This is a genomic window from Verticiella alkaliphila, from assembly GCF_018904615.1.
Taxonomy (GTDB): domain Bacteria; phylum Pseudomonadota; class Gammaproteobacteria; order Burkholderiales; family Burkholderiaceae_B; genus Verticiella; species Verticiella alkaliphila.
Genome location: NZ_JADCNH010000003.1, coordinates 160,833 through 182,719, shown reverse-complemented (window position 1 = coordinate 182,719; position 21,887 = coordinate 160,833). Strand labels below are relative to the sequence as shown.

Here is a 21,887-nt window from a genome sequence, read left to right as displayed (position 1 = left end):
TTGATAGATCTAGGCCGCTTATGCAACTTTAGCAGACGTTAAGTTACATTCGGTCATTTAATCGCCGGATATTTGCTCAAGAAAGTGGCAATCAACTTCACCGCATGTGACGATCGTCACATTGCAGTTGTTGCGTATATTTACATCTATGCGGGAACTATCGCGTAAACCTGGGTTGCGTTTTTGTAGAAGCGGTGTTTGTCAATGCGTGCAGCATCAACGCGTCACAAGCCCCGCAGGGTGATGCGCTACCATCGCCCGTCAGTGCCCCATCCGGTCGGGCCGAAATCTGTCTGAGTGCCGCGTCATGGATGTGTTGTTCGTTCACCAGAATTTCCCGGGTCAGTTCCGTCACGTGGCGCCCTTCCTGGCCGCGCGCGGGCACCGTGTCGTCGCGCTGGGTATGAACCGCACGGACGAGACCCTGCCGGGTGTGAAGATTCTCTGGTATGGCGTCAAGCGCGGTAACGGCAAGGACGTGCATCCCCTCGCGCGCGAGTTCGAATCCAAGGTGTTGCGCGGGGAAGCCTGCGCGCAGGCGGCGGTGCAGTTGCAGAAGCAGGGCTTCTCGCCGCGGGTGATCGTGTGTCACCCGGGCTGGGGCGAGGCCATGTACCTGAAAGCGGTGTTCCCGGACGCCCGTCTGATCTGCCTGATGGAGTACTACTACCGGGTGCGCGGCCAGGAGATGGGATTCGATCCGGAATTCCCGGTGCCTTCGCTGGATGACGAGGCCCGCCTGCAGGCCAAGAATGCCAATCTGCTGCTGGCCATGGAAGCCATGGACGTGGGCATTGCCGCCACGCCCTGGCAGGCGAGCAGGCTGCCCGCGTGGGCCCAGGCCAAGACGCAGGTGTTGCACGAAGGCATCGATACCGACGAAGTGGCGCCGGATCCGGCCGCCCAGGTCGGGCTGCCGGATCGTGGCATCACGATGCGTCCGGGCGACGAGGTACTGACCTTCGTGGCGCGCAATCTGGAGCCGGTGCGTGGCTATCACGTCTTCATGCGCACGCTGCCGCGCATCCTGCGCGAGCGCCCCAACGTGCGCGTCTTCATCATTGGCGGCGATGGCGTGAGCTATGGGGCCAAACCTGACGAGGGCGGCTTTCGGCAGCGCTATCTGTCAGAGGTGGCAAGCGAACTCGATCCCGCGCGCGTGCACTTCATGGGTCAGGTCTCGCGGCAAGTCTTCCTGCGCATGATGCAGATCACGCGCTGCCATGTCTATTTGACGTATCCCTTCGTGCTGTCGTGGTCCATGCTGGAGGCCATGAGCGCAGGCGCGCCCCTGGTGGCCTCGCGTACGGCGCCGGTGCTTGACGTGGTGCGCGATGGCGAGAATGGCCGACTGGTGGATTTCTTCGATCGCGACGCCCTGGCAGACGCGGTCGTCGACATGCTTGCCCGACCCGAGGCTTACGACGCCATGCGCCGAGAAGCCCGCCGGACGGTGGTGGAGCATTACGACTTGCGCCAGGTGTGTCTGCCGGCCTACGCCCGCCTGATCGAGGGCGGCTAGACTTCTTATAGAGAACGCCCGAGGTATGGGCATTGCTGTGACCCGCTTCCCTCGGCGCGCACGCGTCGGGATCCTTTGAAGGACGCTTGATGAGTCGCCTGCCCCCGACATCCCCGGAAGTGCCGCTGGACCCGGAGGAGAAATCCACGCTGATCCAGAGTCGGCTCGGGTTTCCCGTGGTGGGCCTGGGCGGCTCGGCAGGCGGCATGCGCGCGGTCACGCAGTTCCTCGCGCACTGCCCGGACAACACCGGCATGGCGTTCGTGGTGATCCTGCATCTGTCGCCCCGGCACGTGAGCCAGGCGGCCGAGATCCTGCAGCGGCATACGAACATGAAGGTGCTGCAGGTGACCCGGCCGGTGATCGTCGAGCCGGATCACGTGTATGTGATCCCGCCCAGCAAGATGCTGACGATGAACGACAGCTATCTGCGCCTGTCGCCGCTCGCGCGCGCGCACGGCGAGCGGCATGCCAGCGTGGACTTGTTCTTTCGCTCGCTGGGCACGGTGCATCGCGAGCGGGCGATCGCGGTGGTGCTCTCGGGGACGGGCGCGGATGGTTCGGTCGGCATTGCGCGGGTGAAGGAACAAGGCGGGGTGACGATTGCCCAATCCCCCGAGGAGGCGGAACACGCCGGCATGCCCCAGGCGGCGATCGCCACGGGCTTGGTCGACATCGTGCTGCCGGTGGCGCAGATCGCCGCCAAGGTCATGGATATCTGGCGCAATGCCAAGGACATGGAAATGCCGCAGGCGAGCGAGGACCCGATGGAATACCCCGATCCGCCGCCGCCTGAGCGCTCGGCCGGTACCGAGCAGGCGCTGGAAGACATCCTGGAGATGTTGTTCCGCGAGACCCGCAACGATTTTCGCCATTACAAGCGGGCCACCGTGCTGCGCCGGATCGAGCGGCGCATGCAGGTGACGAACACCGCCGATCTGGCGGCGTACCGGGATTACCTCGCGGCCCACACCGCGGAAGCCCAGCCGCTCCTGCAGGACATGCTGATCAGCGTCACGAACTTCTTTCGGGATCGTGAGGCCTTCGAGACGATCGAGCGCGACGTCATCGTGCCGCTGTTCCGCAACGCCACGGCCGAGGATTCCGTGCGGGTGTGGGTGCCGGGTTGCGCCACCGGCGAGGAAGCCTATTCGCTCACCATGCTGCTGTGCGAGCAGGCCGATCGTCATCCGCGTCCGCCCAACATTCAGGTCTTCGGCACGGACATCGACGAGCGCGGCATCGCCATCGCGCGCACCGGCCTGTATCCGGAATCCATCGTGACCGACGTGCCGCCTGGGCGGCTGAGCCGTTTCTTCGTGCGCGAGGACGAGCACTACAAGGTGCGCAAGGGCGTGCGCGACAAGATTCTCTTTGCCACGCACAACATCCTGCGCGATGCCCCGTTCTCGCGACTGGACATCGTGAGTTGCCGCAATCTGCTGATCTACCTGGAGCGCGACGTCCAGCGCGAGATCCTGGAGACGCTGCACTTCTCGTTGCGCCCGGGCGGGCACCTGATCCTGGGCACCTCCGAATCGGCGGATGCCGCGCCGCACCGCTTCACGCTGGTCGATCGCAAGAACCGCATCTACCGGGCGGTCAAGACCACCACCAAGGCGCGCTCGGCGCCCTCGATGCGCCTGGGCGATGCGCCGCTCACAGAGCGCGGCATCAAGCCCGTGGGCGTGAGCGCGCCCCGGCCCTCGTTTGCCGACATCCATCTCTATGCGCAGCAGCAGAGCTCGCCTCCCAGTGTGCTGGTGGACGAGAACGGCATGTTGGTACATACCGCGCGCGGCGCGGGGCGCTTTCTGCGGCTCTCGAGCGGCGAGCCCTCGCACGAGCTGCTGAAACTCGTGGCCGAGCCGTTGCGCCCGGGCGTGCGCAGCGTGCTGTTTCAGGCCGAGCGTACCGGCCAGCGCGCGCATGCGCCGGCCGTCGTCATGGAGATCGAAGGTTCGGCCCGTGCCGTATCGGTGGCGGCCCAGCCCTACCGTGACGAGACCACGGGCCTGGGCTATCTGCTCGTGAGCTTCGAGGAGGCCGATCCGGTATCGCGTGAGAGCGATCAGGACGACGGGCAGGATGGCCATGACCGCGTGCTTGCGCAGCTCGAGGAAGAACTGCAGCGCACGCGCCAGCAGCTGCAGGAAACCCTGGAGCGCTCCGAGACCTTCCACGAAGAGACTCGCGCGTCCAACGAAGAGCTGCAGTCTGCCAACGAGGAGCTACGCAGCGCTTCCGAGGAGCTCGAAACCAGCAAGGAAGAGCTCCAGTCGCTCAACGAGGAGCTCGTCACCGTCAACCACGAGATGAAGACCAAGGTGGAGGAGATCAGCAAGATCAATGACGATCTGCAGAATCTCATTGCCTCCACCGAGATCCCGACCATCTTCGTGGACCGCGCCTTGTGCATCAAGCGCTTCACGCCACGCGCCACGGACTGGTTCAACCTGCTGCCGCAGGACGTGGGCCGCCCGCTGCTGGACATCACCCATCGCCTGAACTACGAGACGCTGGCCGAGGACGTGACCGCCGCCGTGGCCGCGCGCCACGTGGTGGAGCGTGACATCACGACGGTGAACGGACGCTGCCTATTTGTACGAACATTGCCCTACCGCACCACGGAGAATCAGGTCGAAGGCGCGGTGATGACGTTCATCGACGTGACCGAGCACCGTGCCGCGCAGGCGAGCGTGCAGCGCAGCGAGAAGCTCTTGCGCGCGGTGATCGACAGCGCGCGCAGCTACGCCATCATCACGCTGGACGACGCCGGCATCATCACCAGCTGGAATGCGGGGGCGGTGAATGTGTACGGCTGGCGCGAGGACGAGGCGGTGGGCATGCACCACGACGCCTTGTTCGCGGGCAACGAGCGCGATGCCGGACGCCCGGCCTGGGAGCTTGCCGAGGCGCGCCGTCAGGGCCGCGTGGAAGCCGAGTACGCCTGCGTGCGCAAGGACGGCGTGGGCTTCTGGGGTGCGGTGGCCACCACGCGCCTGGAAACGGACGACACCGCGGGCTACGCCAAGATCTGCCAGGACGCCACGCAGGCACGGCAGGCCGAGGCCGCGCGCGAGGCCATGCTGCGCCATGAGCAGAGCGTGCGCCATGCGGCCGAGGCCGCCCGCGACATGAAGGACGAGTTCCTTGCGGTGATGTCGCACGAGTTGAAGCACCCGCTCAACCTCATCCACGTCAACGCCGAGCTGCTGCGTCGTCTGCCCGAGGCGCGTGCCGTGCCGGCCGTAGCGCGCGCGGCCGACACCATCTGCCAGACGGTGGCCGGCCAGGCGAAGATCATCGACGATCTGCTGGATCTGTCGCGCATGCAGACCGGCAAGTTCTCGCTGCACCCGCGCCGCGTGCCGCTCGCGCGTCTGCTCACGCCCATCGCCCAGGCCGCGCAGGCCGAGGCCTTGCAGCGCGGCCTCACGCTCGAGGCCAAGATCGAGACGGGCGATCTGGAGGTGTATTGCGATCCCGTGCGCATCGAGCAGATCGCGTGGAACCTGCTCAGCAATGCCCTGAAGTTCACGAATGAAGGCTCGGTGTCGTTCTCGGTGATCCAGGAAGGCCGGTACTGCCTGCTGCGCGTGCAGGATACCGGGCAGGGCATCGCCTCGGATTTCCTGCCGCGCGTTTTCGACATGTTCCGGCAGGCCGATTCCCGCACCACGCGGCGCACAGGCGGGCTGGGCATTGGCCTCGCGCTCGTGCGGCAGGTGGCCGAAGCCCATGGCGGCTGGGTGCAGGCGGCTTCCGAGGGCGAGGGCCGGGGTGCCACCTTCACGGTGTGGTTGCCGCTGCACGCCGGTGGCGAGAGCGAAGCGCCCGCCGCGGCCAGCGACCCCGTCGGCCTGGCGGGCTGCCGTCTGCTGCTGGTGGAGGACACACCCGAGACCCGGGAAGCGTTCGCCGAGCTGCTGAGTGCGGAAGGTGCCGAGGTGGTGCAGGCGGACTCCGGCATGGCAGCACTGGCACGCGCTCGCAACGAGCCCTTCGATCTCATCCTGTCTGACATCGGCATGCCGGGCATGGACGGGCTGGAGATGATGCAGCAGTTGCGCGAGCTGCCGATGCATCGCCAGACGCCTGCCGTGGCGCTCACGGGCTATGGACGCCCGAGCGATGCGGAGCGCGCGTTCGCTGCCGGTTTCAATGCCCATGTGAGCAAGCCTGTGTCGCTGGAATCGTTGTACGACGCCATCGCGAACGCCCGACAGGCTCAGCCCGAGTAGTGGCCCGCTCCCAGCGCGCGCTGCGGCGCGCGCGGGAACGCCGGTTGCGTTGCCCTGGCGCATGTCGTCCATGCACAGCGGAGGTGATGAAATGGCAAAGGCAACCTGGATCCACGCAGGCATCATGGCTTTGACGGCCCTGGGCGCGAGCGCCGTCGTGTCGGCGGCCGAAACACGCGGCGCCGCCGGCGGCGCGAGCGGCGTACAAATGACGCCGGACGGCCCGAAATCCGGCAGCAACGAGCCCGTGTGGCGCCGCGAGATGCCGGAGCGCAAGGGTGAGGGCATGCTCGACTCCGTGCCGCGCGAAGCCGGCAACACGGCCGGCGGCAACCGCGACATGGGCCAGGCCGTGGAGCGCGAGCAAGGCGGCCAGACCCAACGGCATTCGGGCGCCGAGGCTCGACAGGATGCCAAGGAAAACGCCGACTGGGCCAAGAAGGACCAGACGCCCGCGCGCCCTGGGCGCGAAGGCGCGCAGGATGCCCCCAACACGCCCCCGTCGCCCCGATAAGGTCAGCCGTTGCCCGGAGGCTCGGGTGGGCCGGTGAGCACGGCAGCGGGTAGCGCTCGTCGAATCACCGGTTTGAGCGTGAGCGCCTGGATGAGAATGCTGAAGATCACGACGCCATAGGTGCCGGCGATCAGCAGTTCGCTCTCCAGGCGGCCTGACAACGACAATGCCAGGGCGATGGACACGCCCCCACGCAGCCCGCCCCAGGTCATGACGAGCGCGACGCGCCCGCCATAGTGGCGCAGTCTCGGCGTGGCAAGGATCGGCACCGCCACGCTGAAGTACCGCGCGATCAGCACCACCGGCACGGCCAGCGCTGCAATGATGAACTCCCGGGGCCCTGGTTCCAGCGTGATGACTTCCAGCCCGATCAGGCCGAAGAGCATCAGGTTGAGCAGTTCGTCGACCACCTCCCAGAATCCAAAGAGCCGCGTCTGCGTGTGCGCCGACATGATGTCGTTGCGCCCGCGCATGCCGACGATCAGCCCCATCAGCACCACCGCGATCGGCGCGGACACACCCAAGGCTTCGGCTGCGGCGTAGCCGCCCGTGGCCAGCGCCAGCGTGATCAGGGTCTCGATGGCATACGAATCGATCGTACGAATGAGGAACACGCCGGCCATGCCGGCCGCCAGGCCGAACAGCACGCCGCCTCCGATCTCCTTGACCAGCAGCAAGGCCACGTCCGTGGCGCTGGGTACGGGCCCGCCCATGGCCAGCGACAGCAGCGTGAGGAAGATGACCACGCCCGTGCCGTCGTTGAAGAGGCTCTCGCCGGTGATGCGAGCCTCCAGGCTGGGGGGCACGCCCACGCGGCGCAGGATGCCGAGCACAGCGATGGGATCGGTAGGTGAGATCAGGGCGCCGAAGATCAGGCAGTAGAGCAGGGGCTGCGGGTGCCCGATCAGCCACGTCACCGCCCAGAAGCCCAGGCCCGCCAGACACGTGGACATCAGCACGCTGGCGGTAGACAGGATGAGGATGAGCCAGCGCTCTTGATGGATCTGCGCCACGCTCGCGTGCAGTGCGCCCGCAAAGAGCAGGAGCCCCAGGATGCCATGCAGCAGGAGATCGGCGAAGTCGATGCCGGCGAACAAGGCCTGCGCGGCATCCATGACCGGCGTGCCCTGACCCAGCGTGCCGATGAGCAGCGAGGCCACCAGCCCGATGGCGGCGATGCCGGTGGTATCGGGCAGGCCGATGAAACGGTGGTTCACATAGCCCAGGACGGACACCAGGGTGATCATCGTGCCGACGAGGGCGAGCAGGTTCATGGGGAAAAGCACAGACGCACGGCAGTGAACCCTGGCGATTCTACGCCTCGCATGGGAACGCCGGTTGCTGAACTCCGGCCCGTCCTGTGAATATCTCTGGAGGCTTTTTGATGACCACGTCTACTTCCGTCCAGCGCATCGCCTTGGCCGCTTTCTCCAGCCTCGTCCTGGGCGCAGGCGCTGCGATGGCGGCCACGCCGACGGCGACGGATCCCTCCCAGGAGCCAGCTGCGACGCCGGCCCAAGCCGAACAACCGCGCCTGCCCAACGCGAAAGACACGCACCGTGACGGCCCGACCCAGGCGCCCGAGGGGAGCGGCGCCGTGGCGGACGTGCCCGAGACGCTGCGCAGCGCCCCGAGCCGTGACGAGCTCGGTGCCTCCTCGGCCGATCGCATGGAAGCCGGCCGCGATACCAAGGAGAACGGCACGGCAGGCGGCGCAGCCGCCCGCTGACGTCAACCCGGCAGACCGTGATCCGAAGACAGGGCGGTGCGTGCAGACGCCCGCCCCGTTCGCATGGGCGCCATGCAGACGCCGTGCGCCTGCAGCCAGGCGACGAGCGCGGCTGCCGGCAGCGGCATCGTGTAGATCGCACCCTGAGCCACCGCGTAGCCCTGCGATTGCAGCACGCGGCGTTGCGCGGGGGTCTCTACCCCCTCGGCCACCAGCTTGAGCCCCAGGCTGTGGGCCAGGCCCAGGATCCCCGCGCTCAGCGTGCGTGCGGTGGCATCCTGCTCGAGCTCCGCCACGAAGCTGCGATCCAGCTTGAGTTCGTTCACGGGTAGCCGTCGCAGATAGCTCAGGCTCGAATAGCCCGTGCCGAAGTCATCCATCGACAGCTGCACCCCCAGGGCCCGGATCTCTGCCATGGTGCGCAGCGTGCTGGCGTTCGCGTTGAGCATGATGCCTTCGGTGATCTCCAGCGTGAGGTCCGCAGCCTGCAACCCATGTCGCGTGAGAGCGTTGCGGATACTGGCCGGCAGGTCCAGGTCTTGGAAGCTCGTGGGCGACAGATTGATCGACATCGCAGGCACCGCGAGCCCGTCGGCGCGCCACGCGGCCAGCTGCCGGCAGGCTTCGTCCAGCACCCAGGCACTCAAGGCGCCCATGATGCCGGCGTCTTCGGCGAGCGGGATGAAGCGCGATGGCGGCACGTTACCCCAGCGTGAGCGCGGCCAGCGGGCCAGCGCCTCCACGCCATGCAGCGTCCCGGCGTCCATCAGGATCTGCGGCTGGTAGTGCAGCTCCAGCGTGCGCTGAGCCAGCGCTTCGCGCAGGGCGGTCTCCAGTGCCAGGCGTTCCTGCGCAGCCTCGTTCATGCCAGGGCTGAAGAACGCCACCTGCCCGCGTCCCGCCGACTTGGCCTGGTACATGGCCATGTCCGCGGATTGCAGCAGGGTTTCCATGTCCTCGCCGTCGGTGGGGAACATGGCGATGCCGATGCTGCCGGAGCAGGCGAGCGATATGCCAGCAATGGCCGAGGGTTCGCCCAACAAGGCCACGATGCGCGCGGCGATGGCTTCGGCTTGCGGCGCCGTGCGTTGCGGCAGCACGATGACGAACTCATCGCCAGAGAGCCGGCCGGCGAAATCCGCCGCGCCCAGCAACTCGCCCAGGCGGGTGGCGACTGTACGCAGCAGGGCGTCTCCCGCCGGATGACCGAGCGAATCGTTGACCTGCTTGAAGCGATCCAGATCCAGGAAGAGCACGGCGAGCGAATCGTTCGCATGGCGCGCCGCGCGCACGGCCTGATCGGCCTGCGCAAAGAGCAGGCTTCGATTGGGCAGGCCCGTCAGCGTGTCGTAGAACGCCAGCTGGCGGATGCGCACACGCTGGCGCTCGCGCTCCAGGGCAAGGCCGCACAGATGCGCGCAGGCATTGACGATTTTGCGCAGGAAAGTGTCGGGGCGCGCATCGTCCCGAAAGTAGAAGGCGAACGTGCCGACCACGCCGCCCTCGCTTGAGCGAATCGGGGTGGACCAGCACGCCACGAAGCCCAGGGGCACCAGAATGGCCCGAAAGTCTGCCGGCCATGACGGATCAGTGGCGATATCCCGGGATAGCACGGGCGCGTTGCGGTAGGCCGCCGTGCCACATGCACCTACCGCTGGCCCGATGGCCAGGCCACGCACCGCGATCAAATACGATTCGGGCAGGCCCGGGGCTGCCAGGGGCTGCAGGCAGCCATGCTCGTCCAGGCTCAGGATGGAGGCGGTGATCTCGGGCACGATGCGCTCGACTTCCCGGCATACCGTGTCGAGCACCTGCGTGAGCGGCTGTTCGCGCGCCATGGCTTCCAGCGCCCGGTGCTGCAGCACCTCGTACATCTTGGTCTGGGTCACGTCGGTGAGCACGGAGACCGTGTTGATGAGTTGCCCGCTCTCGTCGATGACGGGGTTGGTCATCGCATTGACCCAGTAGCGCTGCCCGTTCTTGCCGACCAGGATGTCTTCATGGCGCACGGGTCGCCCCGCCTTGAGTTCCGCACGTACGGCATCCCACTGCGTGGGGGACACGTGCGGCGCAGGCAGACCGAGCGGGCCCGGGTAGGGCAGCTCGTCCGCGCGCCAGCCGAAAAGCCGCGTGAAGCCGGGATTGACGTGCTCGATGCGCCAGCCGCCGCTGCCGATGACGACGGCGGTATCGGTGGTGTCGGCCACGAGCGAGAGCCGGCGGGTGTGTTCCAGCAGCGCCATTTGGCGCAGCCGCTGCTGGGTGATGTCGGTGGCAACGACCAGCACCCGGATGATCTCGCCCTGCGCGCTGCGTAGTGGCGAGTAAGTGGCCTGCAGCCAGCACGTGCCGCCATCACGGCGCCGTCGTTCGCACACGCCGGAAACCGGTTGGCCGGACATCAGCGTCGCCCAGAAGCTGCGATAGGCGGTCGAACGGGCAAAAGCCGGGTCGCAGAAATCCTCGTGGGTGAGAAGCGCCGCAGCCTCTGCCGTGTAGCCGAGAAGTTCCAGATACCGCGGATTGGCGATCACCAGGCTGCCATCGGCCAGGAACTCGGCCATGGCCATGGTCTGATGCAGTGCCGCCAGCAGCGCCGTGGGCGACGAGGGATGTACCGAGGGAAAGCCGCGGTCGGGTGCCATGGGGGTCAGTGAATGGAAGTGCAACGGGCGCACCTCACCATTTATAACGGCAATTCCGGCCAAAACTAAGGGTTCGTGCGCCGCTTCGTCAAAATTCCAGTGCCGCAGCGATGGGCACGCGTCGCACTTCGTCCAGCGACATCTCCTTGGCCAGCAGGCGCACGGGCCCGGCCACGGCGCGAATTGACCGCACCTGTGCACCGATTCCTGCTCTGCCGTTGCAAGCCTGACGGCAAATCGGGCGTATTGGCACCAGGAATGACGCCGGATCGGGGTGGAACAGGGGTTGCGGCGCAAACGGCGCTGGCGCAACGCCAGCCTTCCACAGGAGAGGATCGATGACGCAAACGCAAGATACACATCGTGCCCGCCGCTGGGCCGGGGGAGCGCTCATGGCAGCCACCGTGTTGCTGGGCGGTATCGCCATTGCCGCGACCGGCACCGCGAACGACGCCACGGGCGGCTCGGGTGCCATGGCTCCAGCAGGGCCGGGTTCCACGGACACGCAACCGGGCATGCAGGGCGGTGAGGGGATGGGCGCGGCAGCGGGTCGCCACGCGCAACCCGGCGGCGAGCAGGGCCGGGATCAGCATCAGGGCATGCGGTCCACCGAAGCCGACGCCAGCCGCGCGGGCAACAGCGCCGACACGAGCGGGGGCAAGGCCCATTCCACGAGTCCGGCAACAGGCGCATCAGGCTCGAACTCGGGCAACGCGCAGCAAGCCGACGTGCCTACCGGCAATTCCACGCGCTGACGTCATGTCCGCGTCGACTTACCGTCTTCACGCGGACCGAAAGACCATCAGATAGAAAATGGTCAGGAAACGCGATGAAGGCAGGAAATCCCAGGATCGTCCGCGACGCACGAAGGTCAGGATACCCAGCACGAGATCCAGCGTGGCGGCCCCGTACAGCGCGACACCTTGAAGTTCGGGCGGCACGCCTGCGCGCGCGAGGAGGTCATAGCTCGCCTGGACGGGGTACAGGCCGAACGAGACGAGGGCCGTGCCGATCCATAGCGCGCCCAGGCTGGCGCGCAGCACACGCAAGCGACGTTGGAGTCGCCCAGTGTCGATCTCGTCAATCAAAGAACGCTGCCACAGCGCGAGGCGGATGCCCGATCAGCGCCGTGAGCGCGGTGGGATCGCCCGTATTGCCCCGCTGCAGCATGCCCCAGGTGTCCTTGTCGAGCAGGATGCCGGGGACGTGCGAGCCGGCCGAGGCGCTGGCCGCGATGATGGGGGCAGGGATGGACAGAAACCGCGCCCGGCCCTTGCCGAGCGCCAGACGCAGGCGGCCATAGAATTCGCGCAGGGTCATGGGAGCCGGGCCGACGAATGGCACGCGACGGTCGGACGACGTCACGGGCGCGCCCTCGACCAGCGCCATGACCCCGGCCGCGAGGTCTTCCCGGTGGACGGGTTGTACGCGCTGGTCGCCACGCCCTGGCAGCGGGATCACGGGCAGGCCCGCCATGAAGGTGAACATCCGTGCGCTGGCACCGCCCGGCGCGAATACCAGCGAGGGCTGCACGATGGCCGCGTCCACGTCCAGCCCGGCAAGGCAGTCGTCCGCGGCTTTCTTGCTCAGGTGGTAGGCGCTCTCGGCCTGTGCATCGGCGCCAAGGGCCGAGATCTGGATCACTCGGCGCACGCCGGCTTCCTTCGCTGCCTGAAAAAGGGCGCAAGGCGCCAGATAGTGCAGGGTCTCGAACTGCTGCGGGCCGCGCTCCTGAAGAATCCCGACCGCGTTGATCACCACGTCGACCCCAGCCAGCGCGGCCTGCCAATCGGCCGCTCGCGTGGCCTTGGCGAAATCCAGTTCGATGAGGTGAATCCCTGGTGCGTGCGTCTCCCGCTTGCTGGCGCGGCGCACGGGACACACGACCTCATGCCCGGCGGCATTCAGTGCGCGCAGCAGGCGTGAACCAATGAAGCCGGTCGAACCGGTGAGAAGCACTTTCATGGGGGCAGACTCCAGGCAGGCACCCTGTGGCGAACGCAGGTGCAGGAGGCACTCAAGAGCAAATCCCGTGCCTTTGTCAACGCCCTCAGCGCGGCTCGGCCACCAGCCTTGCCACGTGCTGAGTCGATGGCATGCGCCGATCCAGCGCTTCGAAGCGGGCCTCGTCGCGGGCCAGATTCTCGATGATCGCGAGCAGTACCTTGCGCGTCGTGGCGATGTCGCGTGCCGTCGTGCCATCCACTGCGATCTGGTTCACTTCCTCGGCCAACGGCACCAGCTTGTCCTTGAGCGCACGCCCCGCCTGCGTCAGGTAGACGTACACGTTCTTCTTGTTGTCCGGACGGCGCCGGCGCTCCACGTAGCCCAGGGCTTCCATCGCCTTCATGGCAGCGAACGTGGTGGGCTCCATGACGCCCGCCTGTGCGCTGAGCTCACGTTGCGTGACACCGTCTTGCTCCCACAGGATGCGCAGGAAAGTCCAGTGCCCGAAGGATACGGCGTGTTCCGTCAGGCGGATCTGCAGCGCGCGCACGAGCGCCCGCGTGGCGTCCTTGACCAAGTGGGCGAGACGGTCTTCAGGAACGGCCTCGTGCCAGTGCTTCAGGAGAACGCGGGTGTCATCGTCGGCTTTCATGCGCGGGGTCGTTCGGGTGGCGGGACGGCGCCCGGCGAGTGCGCGGGTGCGGCGGACGGCTCGCCCCGGTTCATGCGGATGAGGGCGCCGTCTGGTGCTCCAGGATGATATCGCGTTCCTCCCGGGCCGATGCCAGCAGGGCCAGGCAGACCTCGGTGGTGGCCGCAGACCAGCGCCCGTCGTGCAAGGGCGCGCGCCCTCGCGCAGAGCCCCCCAGAGTTCGTCGATCACTTCCGCGCGGGGGACGTCGGGCAGCGGCAGCGGATCAAGCCAGCGACGCGCGTCGTCATGCACCATCACGCCGTGGGGCGTGATCTCCAGGTCTGCCCGGTCGCAGCTGACCAGACAGTGTCCGAAGTGCGCGTGGGCATCGGGCGGGGTCGGCAGGCGGTGCGCGTGCCCGCCGTAATTGCCTTCGGCCTTGAGCCGGGCTTCCTCTTCGGGCGCGGGGCGGTGCGCCAGCCGGCGCCGGGCGGCGCCGTAGGTGTCGGCCGCCTTGCGTTGCCCCATCTCGCCGATGCCGTCGTGCAGCGTGTCGCTGTCATAGTGCGCGTAGCCGCTGTACGTGATGCTGGCGAAGATGCCACCCTCGAACTGGAGGAGGGCGCTGTAGGCCCCTTCCGTGGGGCGGGCCGGGTCCCAGGCGCCGGTGTGGGCGCGCACCGAGCGCACGCGCCCGCCGCCTAGCAACCGGACGATGTCGATCTGGTGTGCCCCCTGGCTGAACACCACGCCGCCGCCTTGGGCCGTGTCGAGCTCTTCCGGGCGACGGGGCCGGTACAGGAAATCCGTGTAGTTAAAGGCGTGGATCATGCGCACGCGGCCGTAGGTGCCGCTGCGGATGCGCTGCCAGGCCTGCAGCACCGGGCCGTCGAAACTGTGGCTGGGGCCGACGATCAGCACGCGCTGCGCAGCCTCGGCCGCCTCGGCCATGGCCAGGCACGCCTCGAGCGTGATCGCCATGGGCTTTTCCACCAGCACATGCTTGCCGTGGTGCAGGGCGCAGCAGACATGCTCGGCGTGCATCTGGTGGGGGGTGGCGATATACACGGCCTCGACCTCAGGATCCGTGCACAGCGCCGCCACGTCTGCATGGACGCGTCCGCCGAACTGCTCGGCAAAGCGCGCGCAGGCGGCAGGGTTGGGATCTGTGGCCGCCACCAGGCGCAGTCGGGGATCCTGCAGGAAGGTGGGCAAGAGCAGGCTGAACGCGCGGCCCAATCCCACCACGCCGAGTCGAAGCGGCACGGGCGCCATGTCAAAGCCCCAGCACGAGTTCGCCGCCGCAGGAGCGCGAGACGCAGATCATGATGTTGTCGGCCTTCTCCTCGTCCAGCAACACCATGTCGCGGTGTTCGACCTCGCCGGCGACGAGGCGCGTGCGACAGGAGCCGCACGTGCCGCTCTCGCAGGAACTGGCCACGCTCACCCCGGCCGCCCGCACCGCCTCCAGGATGGAGGTGTCGGCATCCACGTGTACCCGCTGGCCGGATGCCTGCAGGACGACGTCGAAGGGCACATTGGTACGGGTGAGCTCGGCCGATACGCCAAAGCTCTCGAAATGAACCGCATCCGATGGCCAGTGGCCGGTCATGTCTCGCACGGCCTCCATGAGGCCGCGCGGCCCGCAGCAGTAGACGTGCGTCCCTTTGGGGGTTTCCAGCAGCGGCCAGAAATCGAAGGCGGCATCCGGGTTTCCCTCGTCATGATGGATCACCACGTTCTGGCTGAATGGCGATTGCCGCAATTCGTCCAGGAAGGCCGTGCCTGCCGCATCGCGGGTGCAATAGACGAGCTTGAAGGGGGCGTCGTTGGCATGCAGGTGCCGCGCCATGGCGAGCACCGGCGTGATGCCGATGCCACCGGCGATCAGCAATGAACGCCTGGCCTTGGGGCTGAGCGCGAAGGCGTTGTCGGGTGGCGACACGCTGAGCGTGTCGCCCGGCTTGAGCCCGGCCATGCTCACCGAGCCGCCGCGGCCCTGGGCATCGACCTTGACGGCGATGACGTAGCGATCGTCTTCGGCCGGATCATTGCACAGCGAATAGCGCCGCACCGCGCCCGCGGGTGTGTCCACGACCAGATGCGAGCCCGCCGTGAAGGGTGGCAGCGGGGCGTCGTCGGGCGACCGCAGCTCGATCAGGTGGATGTCCCGGGCGATCTCGCGGATGTCCGCCACCTTCAGGCGCAGGCGCTCGTCGTCGCTCTTGGGCATTGTCATGACAAATCTCCTCCCTACGGGAAAACGCGGATACGGATAATATTAGATCTCTAATAATATTGCTGCAAGCCTGACTTTCCCTACCCACCCAGAAGAACGGAGACAACCATGTCCTTGACCGCGCTTGTGTCGAGATCCTGTCAACCGGTGGTCCGCGTCGTCGCGGCCCTGACCGTCGGGATGAGTCTGTGTCTGCCAGCCCTGTCCGCCGCGGCTGCCGCGGGCGACGCCAAGGGCTACCCCAACGATCGTCCGATCCGCTTCATCGTGCCGTATGCGCCGGGCGGCCTGCCGGACACGGTGGCGCGCATCACCAGCCAGCGCCTGTCCGAGCGGCTGGGCAGTTCCGTGGTGGTGGAGAATCGGCCGGGCGCCAACGGGGTGATCGCGGCACAGGCGCTCATGTCCCAGCCAGCAGATGGCCTGACATTTCTCGTGACCGACGGCTCGATGATGTCGATCAACCCGTACCTCTATCCGAATCTGGCGTACGACTATCAGCGCGATTTCGAGCCGGTCTCGCTGGTGGCGACTTCGCCGCTCTTTCTCGCGGCCCATGCCAGCTTTCCGGCCAATACGCTGGATGAGTTCGTCGCCCTGGTGAAGAAGCAGCCGGGCAAGTTCACCTATGGCTCGTCAGGCATCGGCAGCAGCCATCACCTGAGCATGGAGGCCATGAAGACGGCGCTCGGGCTGCAACTGGACCACGTGCCCTTCCGCGGCTCCGGACAATCCGTGCCGGCGCTCGTGGGCAACCAGGTGCCGATGGTGTTCTCCGCGTTGCCTTCGCTGTCGGGCTTCGTCTCGCGCGGCGAGGTCAAGCTGCTGGCGGTGAACTCCGCCAAGCGCTCCGATCTGGCGCCGAACGTGCCGGCGGTGGCCGAGCTCATCCCGGATTACGACTTCGCACCGACGGTGGGCATCCTGGCCCGCAAGGGCACGCCGCCTGCCGTCGTCGACCTGGTGAGCCGCCACGTGGCAGAGATCGCGCACATGGATACGGTGGTCACGACCATGCGCGGCCTGGGCATCGAGCCGGTGGGCGGCGACCCCGAGACCTACCGCAAGGCCATCGCCGCCGAGGCCGAGCGCTACGGCGCGGCCATCCAGGCCGCCGGTGTGAAGGGCGAGTAGGCCACGGATCATGTCGGATACTGATTGGTTCTCGCAGCTGCTGGCCACGCCCTGGCTGCTCGTCTACGTGGCGCTGACCTTCGTCGTCGCCGGCGTGGTCAAGGGCACGATCGGCGTGGGCCTGCCCTTGCTGGCCGTGCCGCTTCTTGCCCTCGTGCTGCCGCCCACGACGGCGATCGCGCTGTTGGCCGTGCCGGTGTTGGCCTCGAACGTATGGCAGGCAGTGGACGGCCGCGGATCGCGTGAGAACCTGAGGCGATTTCTTCCGCTGAGCGTGATGCTGCTGATCACGACACTGATCTCCGTGAGACTCGCGCTGTCGTTGCCGGCCGAGGTGCTCACCACCCTGATCGCCGCCTCGGTCCTGTGCGCGGTGGTGCTCATGCTGCTCGACCAGGGCAGCGGCATCGCCGGGCCGCGCGAGCGCTGGATGGGACCCACCGTGGGCGTACTGGCCGGCGCGATGGGCGGGGTGTCGTCGATGACGGGGCCCTTCATCATCACCTACCTCATGGGCCTGCGGCTGCCGCGCGAAGTCTTCATCGGCAGCATCAGCATCATCTACCTCTTCGGGATAGTTCCGCTCTACGCGTCCATGGCGGTGTACGGAACGCTGGGGCGCTCCGAAGCGCTGGTGTCTGCCGTGGGCCTGGTTCCCCTGGCGCTGGGCATGGCGCTGGGCAAGCGCCTGCGCCGCCGGCTGAGCGAACTTGCCTTTCGGCGCGTGCTCCTGGCCTTCCTGGCCGGTCTGGCACTGCTGCTCATCCTGCGCTGATACCTCTATCGGGAGACACCCATGTCAACCCTGACCGCCGACGACTTTTTCTGGACGGATGCCTATCTGCTGGGCGATCCCGGCATGGACGACACCCACCGGGAGTTCGTCGCGTTGCTGGACGCGCTGTTGCGTGCGGCCGACGACGACCTGCTGGTTTGCCTGGATGCGCTTGCCGAGCACGTCCAGGCGCACTTCGCCCAGGAGAACGCCGCGATGGAGCGCTCGCAGTTTCCGGCGCGCGGGTGTCACATCGACGAGCATGCCGCGGTGCTGGCGTCGGTGAGAGGCGTCCGGGCGCGCCTGGCAGACCAGAGCGACACGCAGGCCTGCCGGCGACTGGCGCGAGCACTGGCGGACTGGTTTCCTGCCCATACGGATCACCTGGATTCGGCACTTGCGCATTGGCTCTGCAAGCAGCGTGCTGGCGGCAAGCCGATCGTGCTGCGCCGGCATGTTTCCGGTCTGACGGCTGACAATGATTAGATATCTAAGTATAATGTTGGTACCTGGACTGCTCGACGAGAACTGCCATGATCACTCATGAAGAAAACGAACTGCTGTGCCGCGTGCAAGGCGATGCCCCCATGGGGCAACTGATGCGCCGGCACTGGACGCCGGTCTGCCTGGCCGAGGAGGTCGCCGAGCCGGACGGCGCGCCCGTCAAGGCCCGCGTCTTCGGCGAATCGCTGGTGGTGTATCGCGATTCGGACGGCAACGTCGGCGTGCTGGACGAGCACTGTCCCCATCGAGGCGCCTCGCTGGCGCTGGGCCGCAACGAGGACGGCGGCCTGCGCTGCCTCTACCACGGCTGGAAGATGGACACTGAAGGCAATGTGCTGGAGATGGTGTCCGAGCCTGCCGCCAGTGGCTTTGCCGAGAAGCTCAAGCACAAGGCCTATCCCGTGAAGGAGTGGGGCGGCATGATCTGGGCGTACTTCGGCCAAGCCGAAACGACGCCCGAATTCGTGCCGCCGCCCTGGGCGCCCACGGCACAGACGCGCGTGTCCATTGCCAAGGTGTGGGTGCCCTGCAACTGGGCGCAGATTCTGGAAGGTGCCATCGATTCGGCGCACAGCTCCAGCCTGCATTCGTCGGACATGGTGCCTGCGCGCGTGAGCAGCGCCGAAGCCACCGAGAACAACTGGCTGCGCCCCTCCACGGACAAGGCGCCGCGCATGCAGGTGGAGAACACGGGCTATGGCTTTCGCTACGCCGCGCTGCGTCGCCCGATCGTGAACGCGGCGGCCAACGAATACGTGCGCTCCACTGTGTTCGTGGCACCCGGTACCGTGCTGATTCCACCCAACAATCTCTACAACGTCGCCAATGTCAATGTACCGATGGACGACACCAACACGTCGTTCTATTTCATTGCCTGGGGGGCGCCTGGCCATACGCCGGAGACCCAGACCTGGCGGAAATTCCTGCGCCAGACGGTGGGTGTGGATCTGGACGAGCGCTATCGGCCGCTGCGCACCATCGAGAACGATTTCTGGCAGGATCGCCAGGCCATGAAGGCCGGCAACTTCACCGGCATCACGGGCTTTCCGAATCAGGACGTGGCGATGTGGCTCACGATGGGACCGATTGCCGATCGCACGAAGGATCGTCTTGGCGCAAGCGACCTGGCCGTCGTGGCCTTTCGCCGTCAGATGATCGACGCCGTGCGCCAGTTCCGCGAGGGTGCCGCCGCCATCGGCACGGGCGAGGACACCGTGAGCACGGCCGTGTGCGCGTTCCAGGCCATCGTGCCCAAGACCACCGATTGGCGCGATTACGCCGCGCAACCCGTCTGGGGGCCGGCCGGGCAGGCCGTGGATTCCTCCTACGTCGTCGATCAACGCTGAGCCCCGGAGCCCCCATGTCCAAGCTGCAACTTTCCGTCGCCATGGGCGACTACGATCGCACCCGTCCGCTGCTCAATGGCAGCGTGCAGATCGATGGCGCCGATCCCGTCTACATGACGCTGTCGCCGGAGGAGATGTTCTTTCGCGCCTTTCGCAACGAGGAATTCGACGTGAGCGAGCTGTCGTTCTCGAGCTATCTCGTGAAGACGGCCAAGGGCGAATGTCCGTACGTGGCAGTGCCGGTGTTCCTGTCGCGTGCGTTTCGGCATACCTCGATCTACGTACGACGTGACCGGATCCGGCGCCCCGAAGACCTGCGTGGTTGCCGGATCGGCATTCCGGAATACCAGCTCACGGCCATCGTGTGGGCGCGCGCTCTGCTGCAGGACGACTATGGCGTGCGCCCGGATGAGGTGACCTGGGTGCGCGGCGGCATCGACGAACCCGGACGCCCCGAGAAGATCGCCCTGCAGCTGCCGCCAGGTGTGGTGCTGGAGAGCGCGCCGGCAGACCGCACGATCTCCGACATGCTGGACGCCGGCGAGATCGATGCGTTCATCGCGCCGCGACCACCCTCGGGCGCAGCGGCACGCAACCCGGACGTGGGCTGGTTGTTTCCGGACCCGACGGCCGTGGCTAAGGACTACTACGCGCGAACAGGCGTGTTCCCGATCATGCACGTGGTGGGCGTGCGCAAGACGCTGGCGGCCCAGCACCCGTGGCTGCCCGGCGCGGTCTTCAAAGCGTTCAGCCAGGCCAAGACCCAGGCGCTTGCGCACCTGGCGGACACATCGGCCACCAAGATCACGCTGCCCTTTGTGGAAGAACAGTTGAAGGCTGCGCGCGAGACCCTGGGGGACGACTACTGGTCCTATGGCATCGAGGCCAACCGGCGCACGCTGGAAACCTTTCTGCGCCACCATCACGGGCAGGGTCTGTCAGCGCGGCAACTGTCGATCGACGAGGTGTTTCACCCCGCCACCTTCGAGTCGTACAAGATCTGACGGTATACCGCCCCTGTTGCAAAGCCCCCGACGACGGCCGATAGGCCTTCATACAGGGGCTTTGCTCAAGCCTTTCGATGGGCGCATCACGTGCGAGCGGTCAGACTCGCCACACCGCGTGGCACGCGGTGTACGGCCCACGAGACATCAGCGCTTGTCCTGCTTCTTGTCTTCGATGGCCTGGCCGGCCGGGTTCTCGCCCTTGAAGCCGCCGTAGCTGCTCTGGCCGGGATCCGCGCTGCGGCTCTTGACCTGCTCGCTGCCCTGCGCCTCATGAGCGCCGGAATGCTGGGCTTGCTGCTGTTGACCCTGGCCCTGCTGGCCTTGGGCCTGCGGCTGGCCGCTCGCGGGCTGGCCGCCACCGGATTGCTGCGCCTTGTTCTGGGCGTTTTGCTGCTGCGGTTGCTGGCCCGTCGGGTTCTGGGTGGGCTCGCGTGAGTTTTGGTCGCTCATGTCGATCTCCTGTGTCTGGCGCCGCAACGGACGTCGCGGCGAGTGCCAGACAGATTGCAATCGTCGTGCCCACCCTCGGAAGCGCCCGGGCGCGGGATAATGCGCACATGCGACTCTTTCCTCTTTTTGCCGATCTGGCCGGGCGCGACGTTCTCGTGGTGGGCGGCGGTGCGGTGGCCGCGCGCAAGACAGCGGCGTTGCTGGAAGCCGGTGCACGGGTCACCGTGGGCGCGCCCGCTTTCGAGCGGGGGCTGCACGATCTTGCTGCACAAGGCCGCGTGCAACTACGCCATGGCCCCTTCGAGCCGCGCTGGCTGGATGCCGCCTGGCTGGTCGTGGCGGCCACGGACGACCGTGCGGTCAATGCGGCCGTGCGTGATGCCGCGACCGCCCGGCGACTGTGGGTGAATGTGGTGGACGACCCGGAGCTCTCGGCCTTTCAGGTACCGGCCGTCGTGGATCGTGCACCGCTCGTGATCGCGATCTCCTCGGGAGGGGCTGCGCCGGTGCTGGCGCGCCGGGTGCGCGAACGCCTGGAGACGATGTTCGATCCTTCCTTGGGCGAGCTCGCGGCGTTGGCAGGAAGATCCCGCGAGGCCATTCGCGCGGCCTTTCCCGACATGCCCGCCCGACGCGCGTTCTACGACGAACTGTGGGAGGGTGAAGTGGCGGCTTTGCTGCGCGACGGCCGGCCGGCCGAGGCCGAGGCTGCGCTCGCGGCCGCATTGTCGCGCCCCGTGACGGCACGGCCCGGTCAGCTCGTGGTGCTGGGCACCGGCACAGGACAGCCGGGTGAGCTCACCCTGGCCGGCCTGCGCGCTCTGAATGAGGCTGACGAGATTCACCATCATCCGTCGGTGCCTCACGCCATTCTCACGCTGGCGCGTCGAGATGCCGAGCTCGAGTCCACAGTCGCGGCGGCCGAGCCGACGACTGCGCAATGGCAGGCCTGGGCAAGCCTTGCAGCCGGCGGCGCTTGCATTGTCGTGGCGGCGACAGGGGCAGGGCCGGCCTTGCCGACAGGGGACGCCTCCGCCTTGCAGGCGATGGTTGGGGCTGGCGTGGTGGTACGCGTGGTGCGCGGCGTGAGCTGACGACGCTGGGCGAGAGAGCATGGCTTCGCCTGGCGACTGGCCGGCGGGCTTGTCGCTTGCAGTTCCGGGCGTCCCGGCTCAGGTTTATGCTCTGGGCATGTCA

General features: G+C 67.1%; 17 protein-coding genes and 2 pseudogenes. 11 read left to right on the top strand and 8 right to left on the bottom strand.

The features are described 5' to 3' along the window. Positions 1-307: 307 nt before the first annotated feature. The 3 genes from IMZ29_RS03810 (at position 308) to IMZ29_RS03800 (ending at position 6,280) form a co-directional block, all read left to right on the top strand. Positions 308-1,522: a glycosyltransferase gene (locus IMZ29_RS03810; RefSeq protein WP_216180693.1), complete on the top strand. Its 1,215-nt coding sequence runs from the start codon at positions 308-310 to the stop codon at positions 1,520-1,522. 89 nt (positions 1,523-1,611) lie between these two features. Next, positions 1,612-5,766 (top strand): chemotaxis protein CheB, encoded by a 4,155-nt coding sequence (locus IMZ29_RS03805; protein WP_216180690.1) that lies wholly within the window; start codon positions 1,612-1,614, stop codon positions 5,764-5,766. Positions 5,767-5,857: 91 nt separating this feature from the next. Beyond that, positions 5,858-6,280, top strand: coding sequence for a hypothetical protein (locus IMZ29_RS03800; protein WP_216180687.1), 423 nt, complete (start codon positions 5,858-5,860; stop codon positions 6,278-6,280). Positions 6,281-6,282: 2 nt separating this feature from the next. Here IMZ29_RS03800 and IMZ29_RS03795 read toward each other — a convergent pair whose 3' ends face one another. Beyond that, positions 6,283-7,554 (bottom strand): cation:proton antiporter, encoded by a 1,272-nt coding sequence (locus IMZ29_RS03795; RefSeq protein ID WP_216180684.1) that lies wholly within the window; start codon positions 7,552-7,554, stop codon positions 6,283-6,285. 110 nt (positions 7,555-7,664) lie between these two features. On the opposite strand from IMZ29_RS03795, the gene IMZ29_RS03790 reads away from it, so the two are divergent. Continuing rightward, positions 7,665-8,009: a hypothetical protein gene (locus IMZ29_RS03790; protein WP_216180682.1), complete on the top strand. Its 345-nt coding sequence runs from the start codon at positions 7,665-7,667 to the stop codon at positions 8,007-8,009. Between the two features lie 2 nt (positions 8,010-8,011). Here the strand turns inward: IMZ29_RS03790 and IMZ29_RS03785 are convergent, their stop codons facing one another. Further along, positions 8,012-10,654: a bifunctional diguanylate cyclase/phosphodiesterase gene (locus IMZ29_RS03785; protein WP_216180680.1), complete on the bottom strand. Its 2,643-nt coding sequence runs from the start codon at positions 10,652-10,654 to the stop codon at positions 8,012-8,014. Positions 10,655-10,992: 338 nt separating this feature from the next. On the opposite strand from IMZ29_RS03785, the gene IMZ29_RS03780 reads away from it, so the two are divergent. Next, positions 10,993-11,409: a hypothetical protein gene (locus tag IMZ29_RS03780; protein WP_216180678.1), complete on the top strand. Its 417-nt coding sequence runs from the start codon at positions 10,993-10,995 to the stop codon at positions 11,407-11,409. 27 nt (positions 11,410-11,436) lie between these two features. On the opposite strand, the gene IMZ29_RS03775 is transcribed toward IMZ29_RS03780, so the two are convergent. The 5 genes and pseudogenes from IMZ29_RS03775 to IMZ29_RS03755 all read right to left on the bottom strand — a co-directional run bounded on the left by IMZ29_RS03775 (position 11,437) and on the right by IMZ29_RS03755 (position 15,474). Further along, positions 11,437-11,742, bottom strand: coding sequence for a DoxX-like family protein (locus IMZ29_RS03775; protein WP_216180675.1), 306 nt, complete (start codon positions 11,740-11,742; stop codon positions 11,437-11,439). Then, positions 11,735-12,619, bottom strand: a complete 885-nt coding sequence (locus IMZ29_RS03770) for an NAD(P)H-binding protein (protein WP_216180672.1) — start codon at positions 12,617-12,619, stop codon at positions 11,735-11,737. The genes IMZ29_RS03775 and IMZ29_RS03770 overlap by 8 nt, the downstream gene beginning before the upstream one ends. Before the next feature lie 85 nt (positions 12,620-12,704). Further along, positions 12,705-13,253 (bottom strand): MarR family winged helix-turn-helix transcriptional regulator, encoded by a 549-nt coding sequence (locus tag IMZ29_RS03765; RefSeq protein ID WP_216180669.1) that lies wholly within the window; start codon positions 13,251-13,253, stop codon positions 12,705-12,707. A 70-nt stretch (positions 13,254-13,323) separates the two neighbouring features. Further along, positions 13,324-14,510 (bottom strand): annotated as a pseudogene (locus IMZ29_RS23470) (Gfo/Idh/MocA family protein). A gap of 1 nt (position 14,511) precedes the next feature. Further along, complete coding sequence (locus tag IMZ29_RS03755) at positions 14,512-15,474, bottom strand: PDR/VanB family oxidoreductase (protein ID WP_216180665.1); 963 nt, start codon at positions 15,472-15,474, stop codon at positions 14,512-14,514. 108 nt (positions 15,475-15,582) lie between these two features. Between IMZ29_RS03755 and IMZ29_RS03750 the strand changes: the two genes are divergently transcribed. Genes IMZ29_RS03750 through IMZ29_RS03730 form a run of 5 tightly spaced genes read left to right on the top strand, consistent with a single transcriptional unit; the run spans position 15,583 to position 20,237 of the window. Further along, the gene (locus tag IMZ29_RS03750) at positions 15,583-16,608 is read left to right on the top strand and encodes a Bug family tripartite tricarboxylate transporter substrate binding protein (RefSeq protein WP_253206764.1); all 1,026 of its coding nucleotides are present in this window, start codon (positions 15,583-15,585) and stop codon (positions 16,606-16,608) included. A 10-nt stretch (positions 16,609-16,618) separates the two neighbouring features. Beyond that, a complete protein-coding gene (locus IMZ29_RS03745; RefSeq protein ID WP_216180662.1) occupies positions 16,619-17,383 on the top strand; it encodes a sulfite exporter TauE/SafE family protein in 765 nt (254 codons plus the stop codon). Positions 17,384-17,404: 21 nt separating this feature from the next. After that, positions 17,405-17,869, top strand: coding sequence for a bacteriohemerythrin (locus IMZ29_RS03740; protein ID WP_216180659.1), 465 nt, complete (start codon positions 17,405-17,407; stop codon positions 17,867-17,869). Between the two features lie 47 nt (positions 17,870-17,916). After that, positions 17,917-19,233, top strand: coding sequence for a Rieske 2Fe-2S domain-containing protein (locus tag IMZ29_RS03735; protein WP_216180656.1), 1,317 nt, complete (start codon positions 17,917-17,919; stop codon positions 19,231-19,233). A gap of 14 nt (positions 19,234-19,247) precedes the next feature. Beyond that, a complete protein-coding gene (locus IMZ29_RS03730; protein WP_216180653.1) occupies positions 19,248-20,237 on the top strand; it encodes a substrate-binding domain-containing protein in 990 nt (329 codons plus the stop codon). Between the two features lie 147 nt (positions 20,238-20,384). On the opposite strand, the gene IMZ29_RS03725 is transcribed toward IMZ29_RS03730, so the two are convergent. Next, the gene (locus IMZ29_RS03725) at positions 20,385-20,690 is read right to left on the bottom strand and encodes a hypothetical protein (protein ID WP_216180650.1); all 306 of its coding nucleotides are present in this window, start codon (positions 20,688-20,690) and stop codon (positions 20,385-20,387) included. A 107-nt stretch (positions 20,691-20,797) separates the two neighbouring features. Between IMZ29_RS03725 and IMZ29_RS03720 the strand changes: the two are divergent. After that, positions 20,798-21,589: pseudogene (locus tag IMZ29_RS03720) on the top strand (precorrin-2 dehydrogenase/sirohydrochlorin ferrochelatase family protein); the annotation flags it as partial. Between the last annotated feature and the right edge of the window lie 298 nt (positions 21,590-21,887).

Bases quoted from the DNA above. Each gene is read 5' to 3' on its own strand.
- IMZ29_RS03780 (WP_216180678.1), top strand. From the start codon at position 10,993: ATGACGCAAACGCAAGATACACATCGTGCCCGCCGCTGGGCCGGGGGA.
- IMZ29_RS03785 (WP_216180680.1), bottom strand. From the start codon at position 10,654: ATGGCACCCGACCGCGGCTTTCCCTCGGTACATCCCTCGTCGCCCACG.
- IMZ29_RS03805 (WP_216180690.1), top strand. From the start codon at position 1,612: ATGAGTCGCCTGCCCCCGACATCCCCGGAAGTGCCGCTGGACCCGGAG.
- IMZ29_RS03790 (WP_216180682.1), top strand. From the start codon at position 7,665: ATGACCACGTCTACTTCCGTCCAGCGCATCGCCTTGGCCGCTTTCTCC.
- IMZ29_RS03745 (WP_216180662.1), top strand. From the start codon at position 16,619: ATGTCGGATACTGATTGGTTCTCGCAGCTGCTGGCCACGCCCTGGCTG.
- IMZ29_RS03740 (WP_216180659.1), top strand. From the start codon at position 17,405: ATGTCAACCCTGACCGCCGACGACTTTTTCTGGACGGATGCCTATCTG.
- IMZ29_RS03735 (WP_216180656.1), top strand. From the start codon at position 17,917: ATGATCACTCATGAAGAAAACGAACTGCTGTGCCGCGTGCAAGGCGAT.
- IMZ29_RS03755 (WP_216180665.1), bottom strand. From the start codon at position 15,474: ATGACAATGCCCAAGAGCGACGACGAGCGCCTGCGCCTGAAGGTGGCG.
- IMZ29_RS03770 (WP_216180672.1), bottom strand. From the start codon at position 12,619: ATGAAAGTGCTTCTCACCGGTTCGACCGGCTTCATTGGTTCACGCCTG.
- IMZ29_RS03730 (WP_216180653.1), top strand. From the start codon at position 19,248: ATGTCCAAGCTGCAACTTTCCGTCGCCATGGGCGACTACGATCGCACC.
- IMZ29_RS03750 (WP_253206764.1), top strand. From the start codon at position 15,583: ATGTCCTTGACCGCGCTTGTGTCGAGATCCTGTCAACCGGTGGTCCGC.
- IMZ29_RS03725 (WP_216180650.1), bottom strand. From the start codon at position 20,690: ATGAGCGACCAAAACTCACGCGAGCCCACCCAGAACCCGACGGGCCAG.
- IMZ29_RS03800 (WP_216180687.1), top strand. From the start codon at position 5,858: ATGGCAAAGGCAACCTGGATCCACGCAGGCATCATGGCTTTGACGGCC.
- IMZ29_RS03810 (WP_216180693.1), top strand. From the start codon at position 308: ATGGATGTGTTGTTCGTTCACCAGAATTTCCCGGGTCAGTTCCGTCAC.
- IMZ29_RS03795 (WP_216180684.1), bottom strand. From the start codon at position 7,554: ATGAACCTGCTCGCCCTCGTCGGCACGATGATCACCCTGGTGTCCGTC.
- IMZ29_RS03765 (WP_216180669.1), bottom strand. From the start codon at position 13,253: ATGAAAGCCGACGATGACACCCGCGTTCTCCTGAAGCACTGGCACGAG.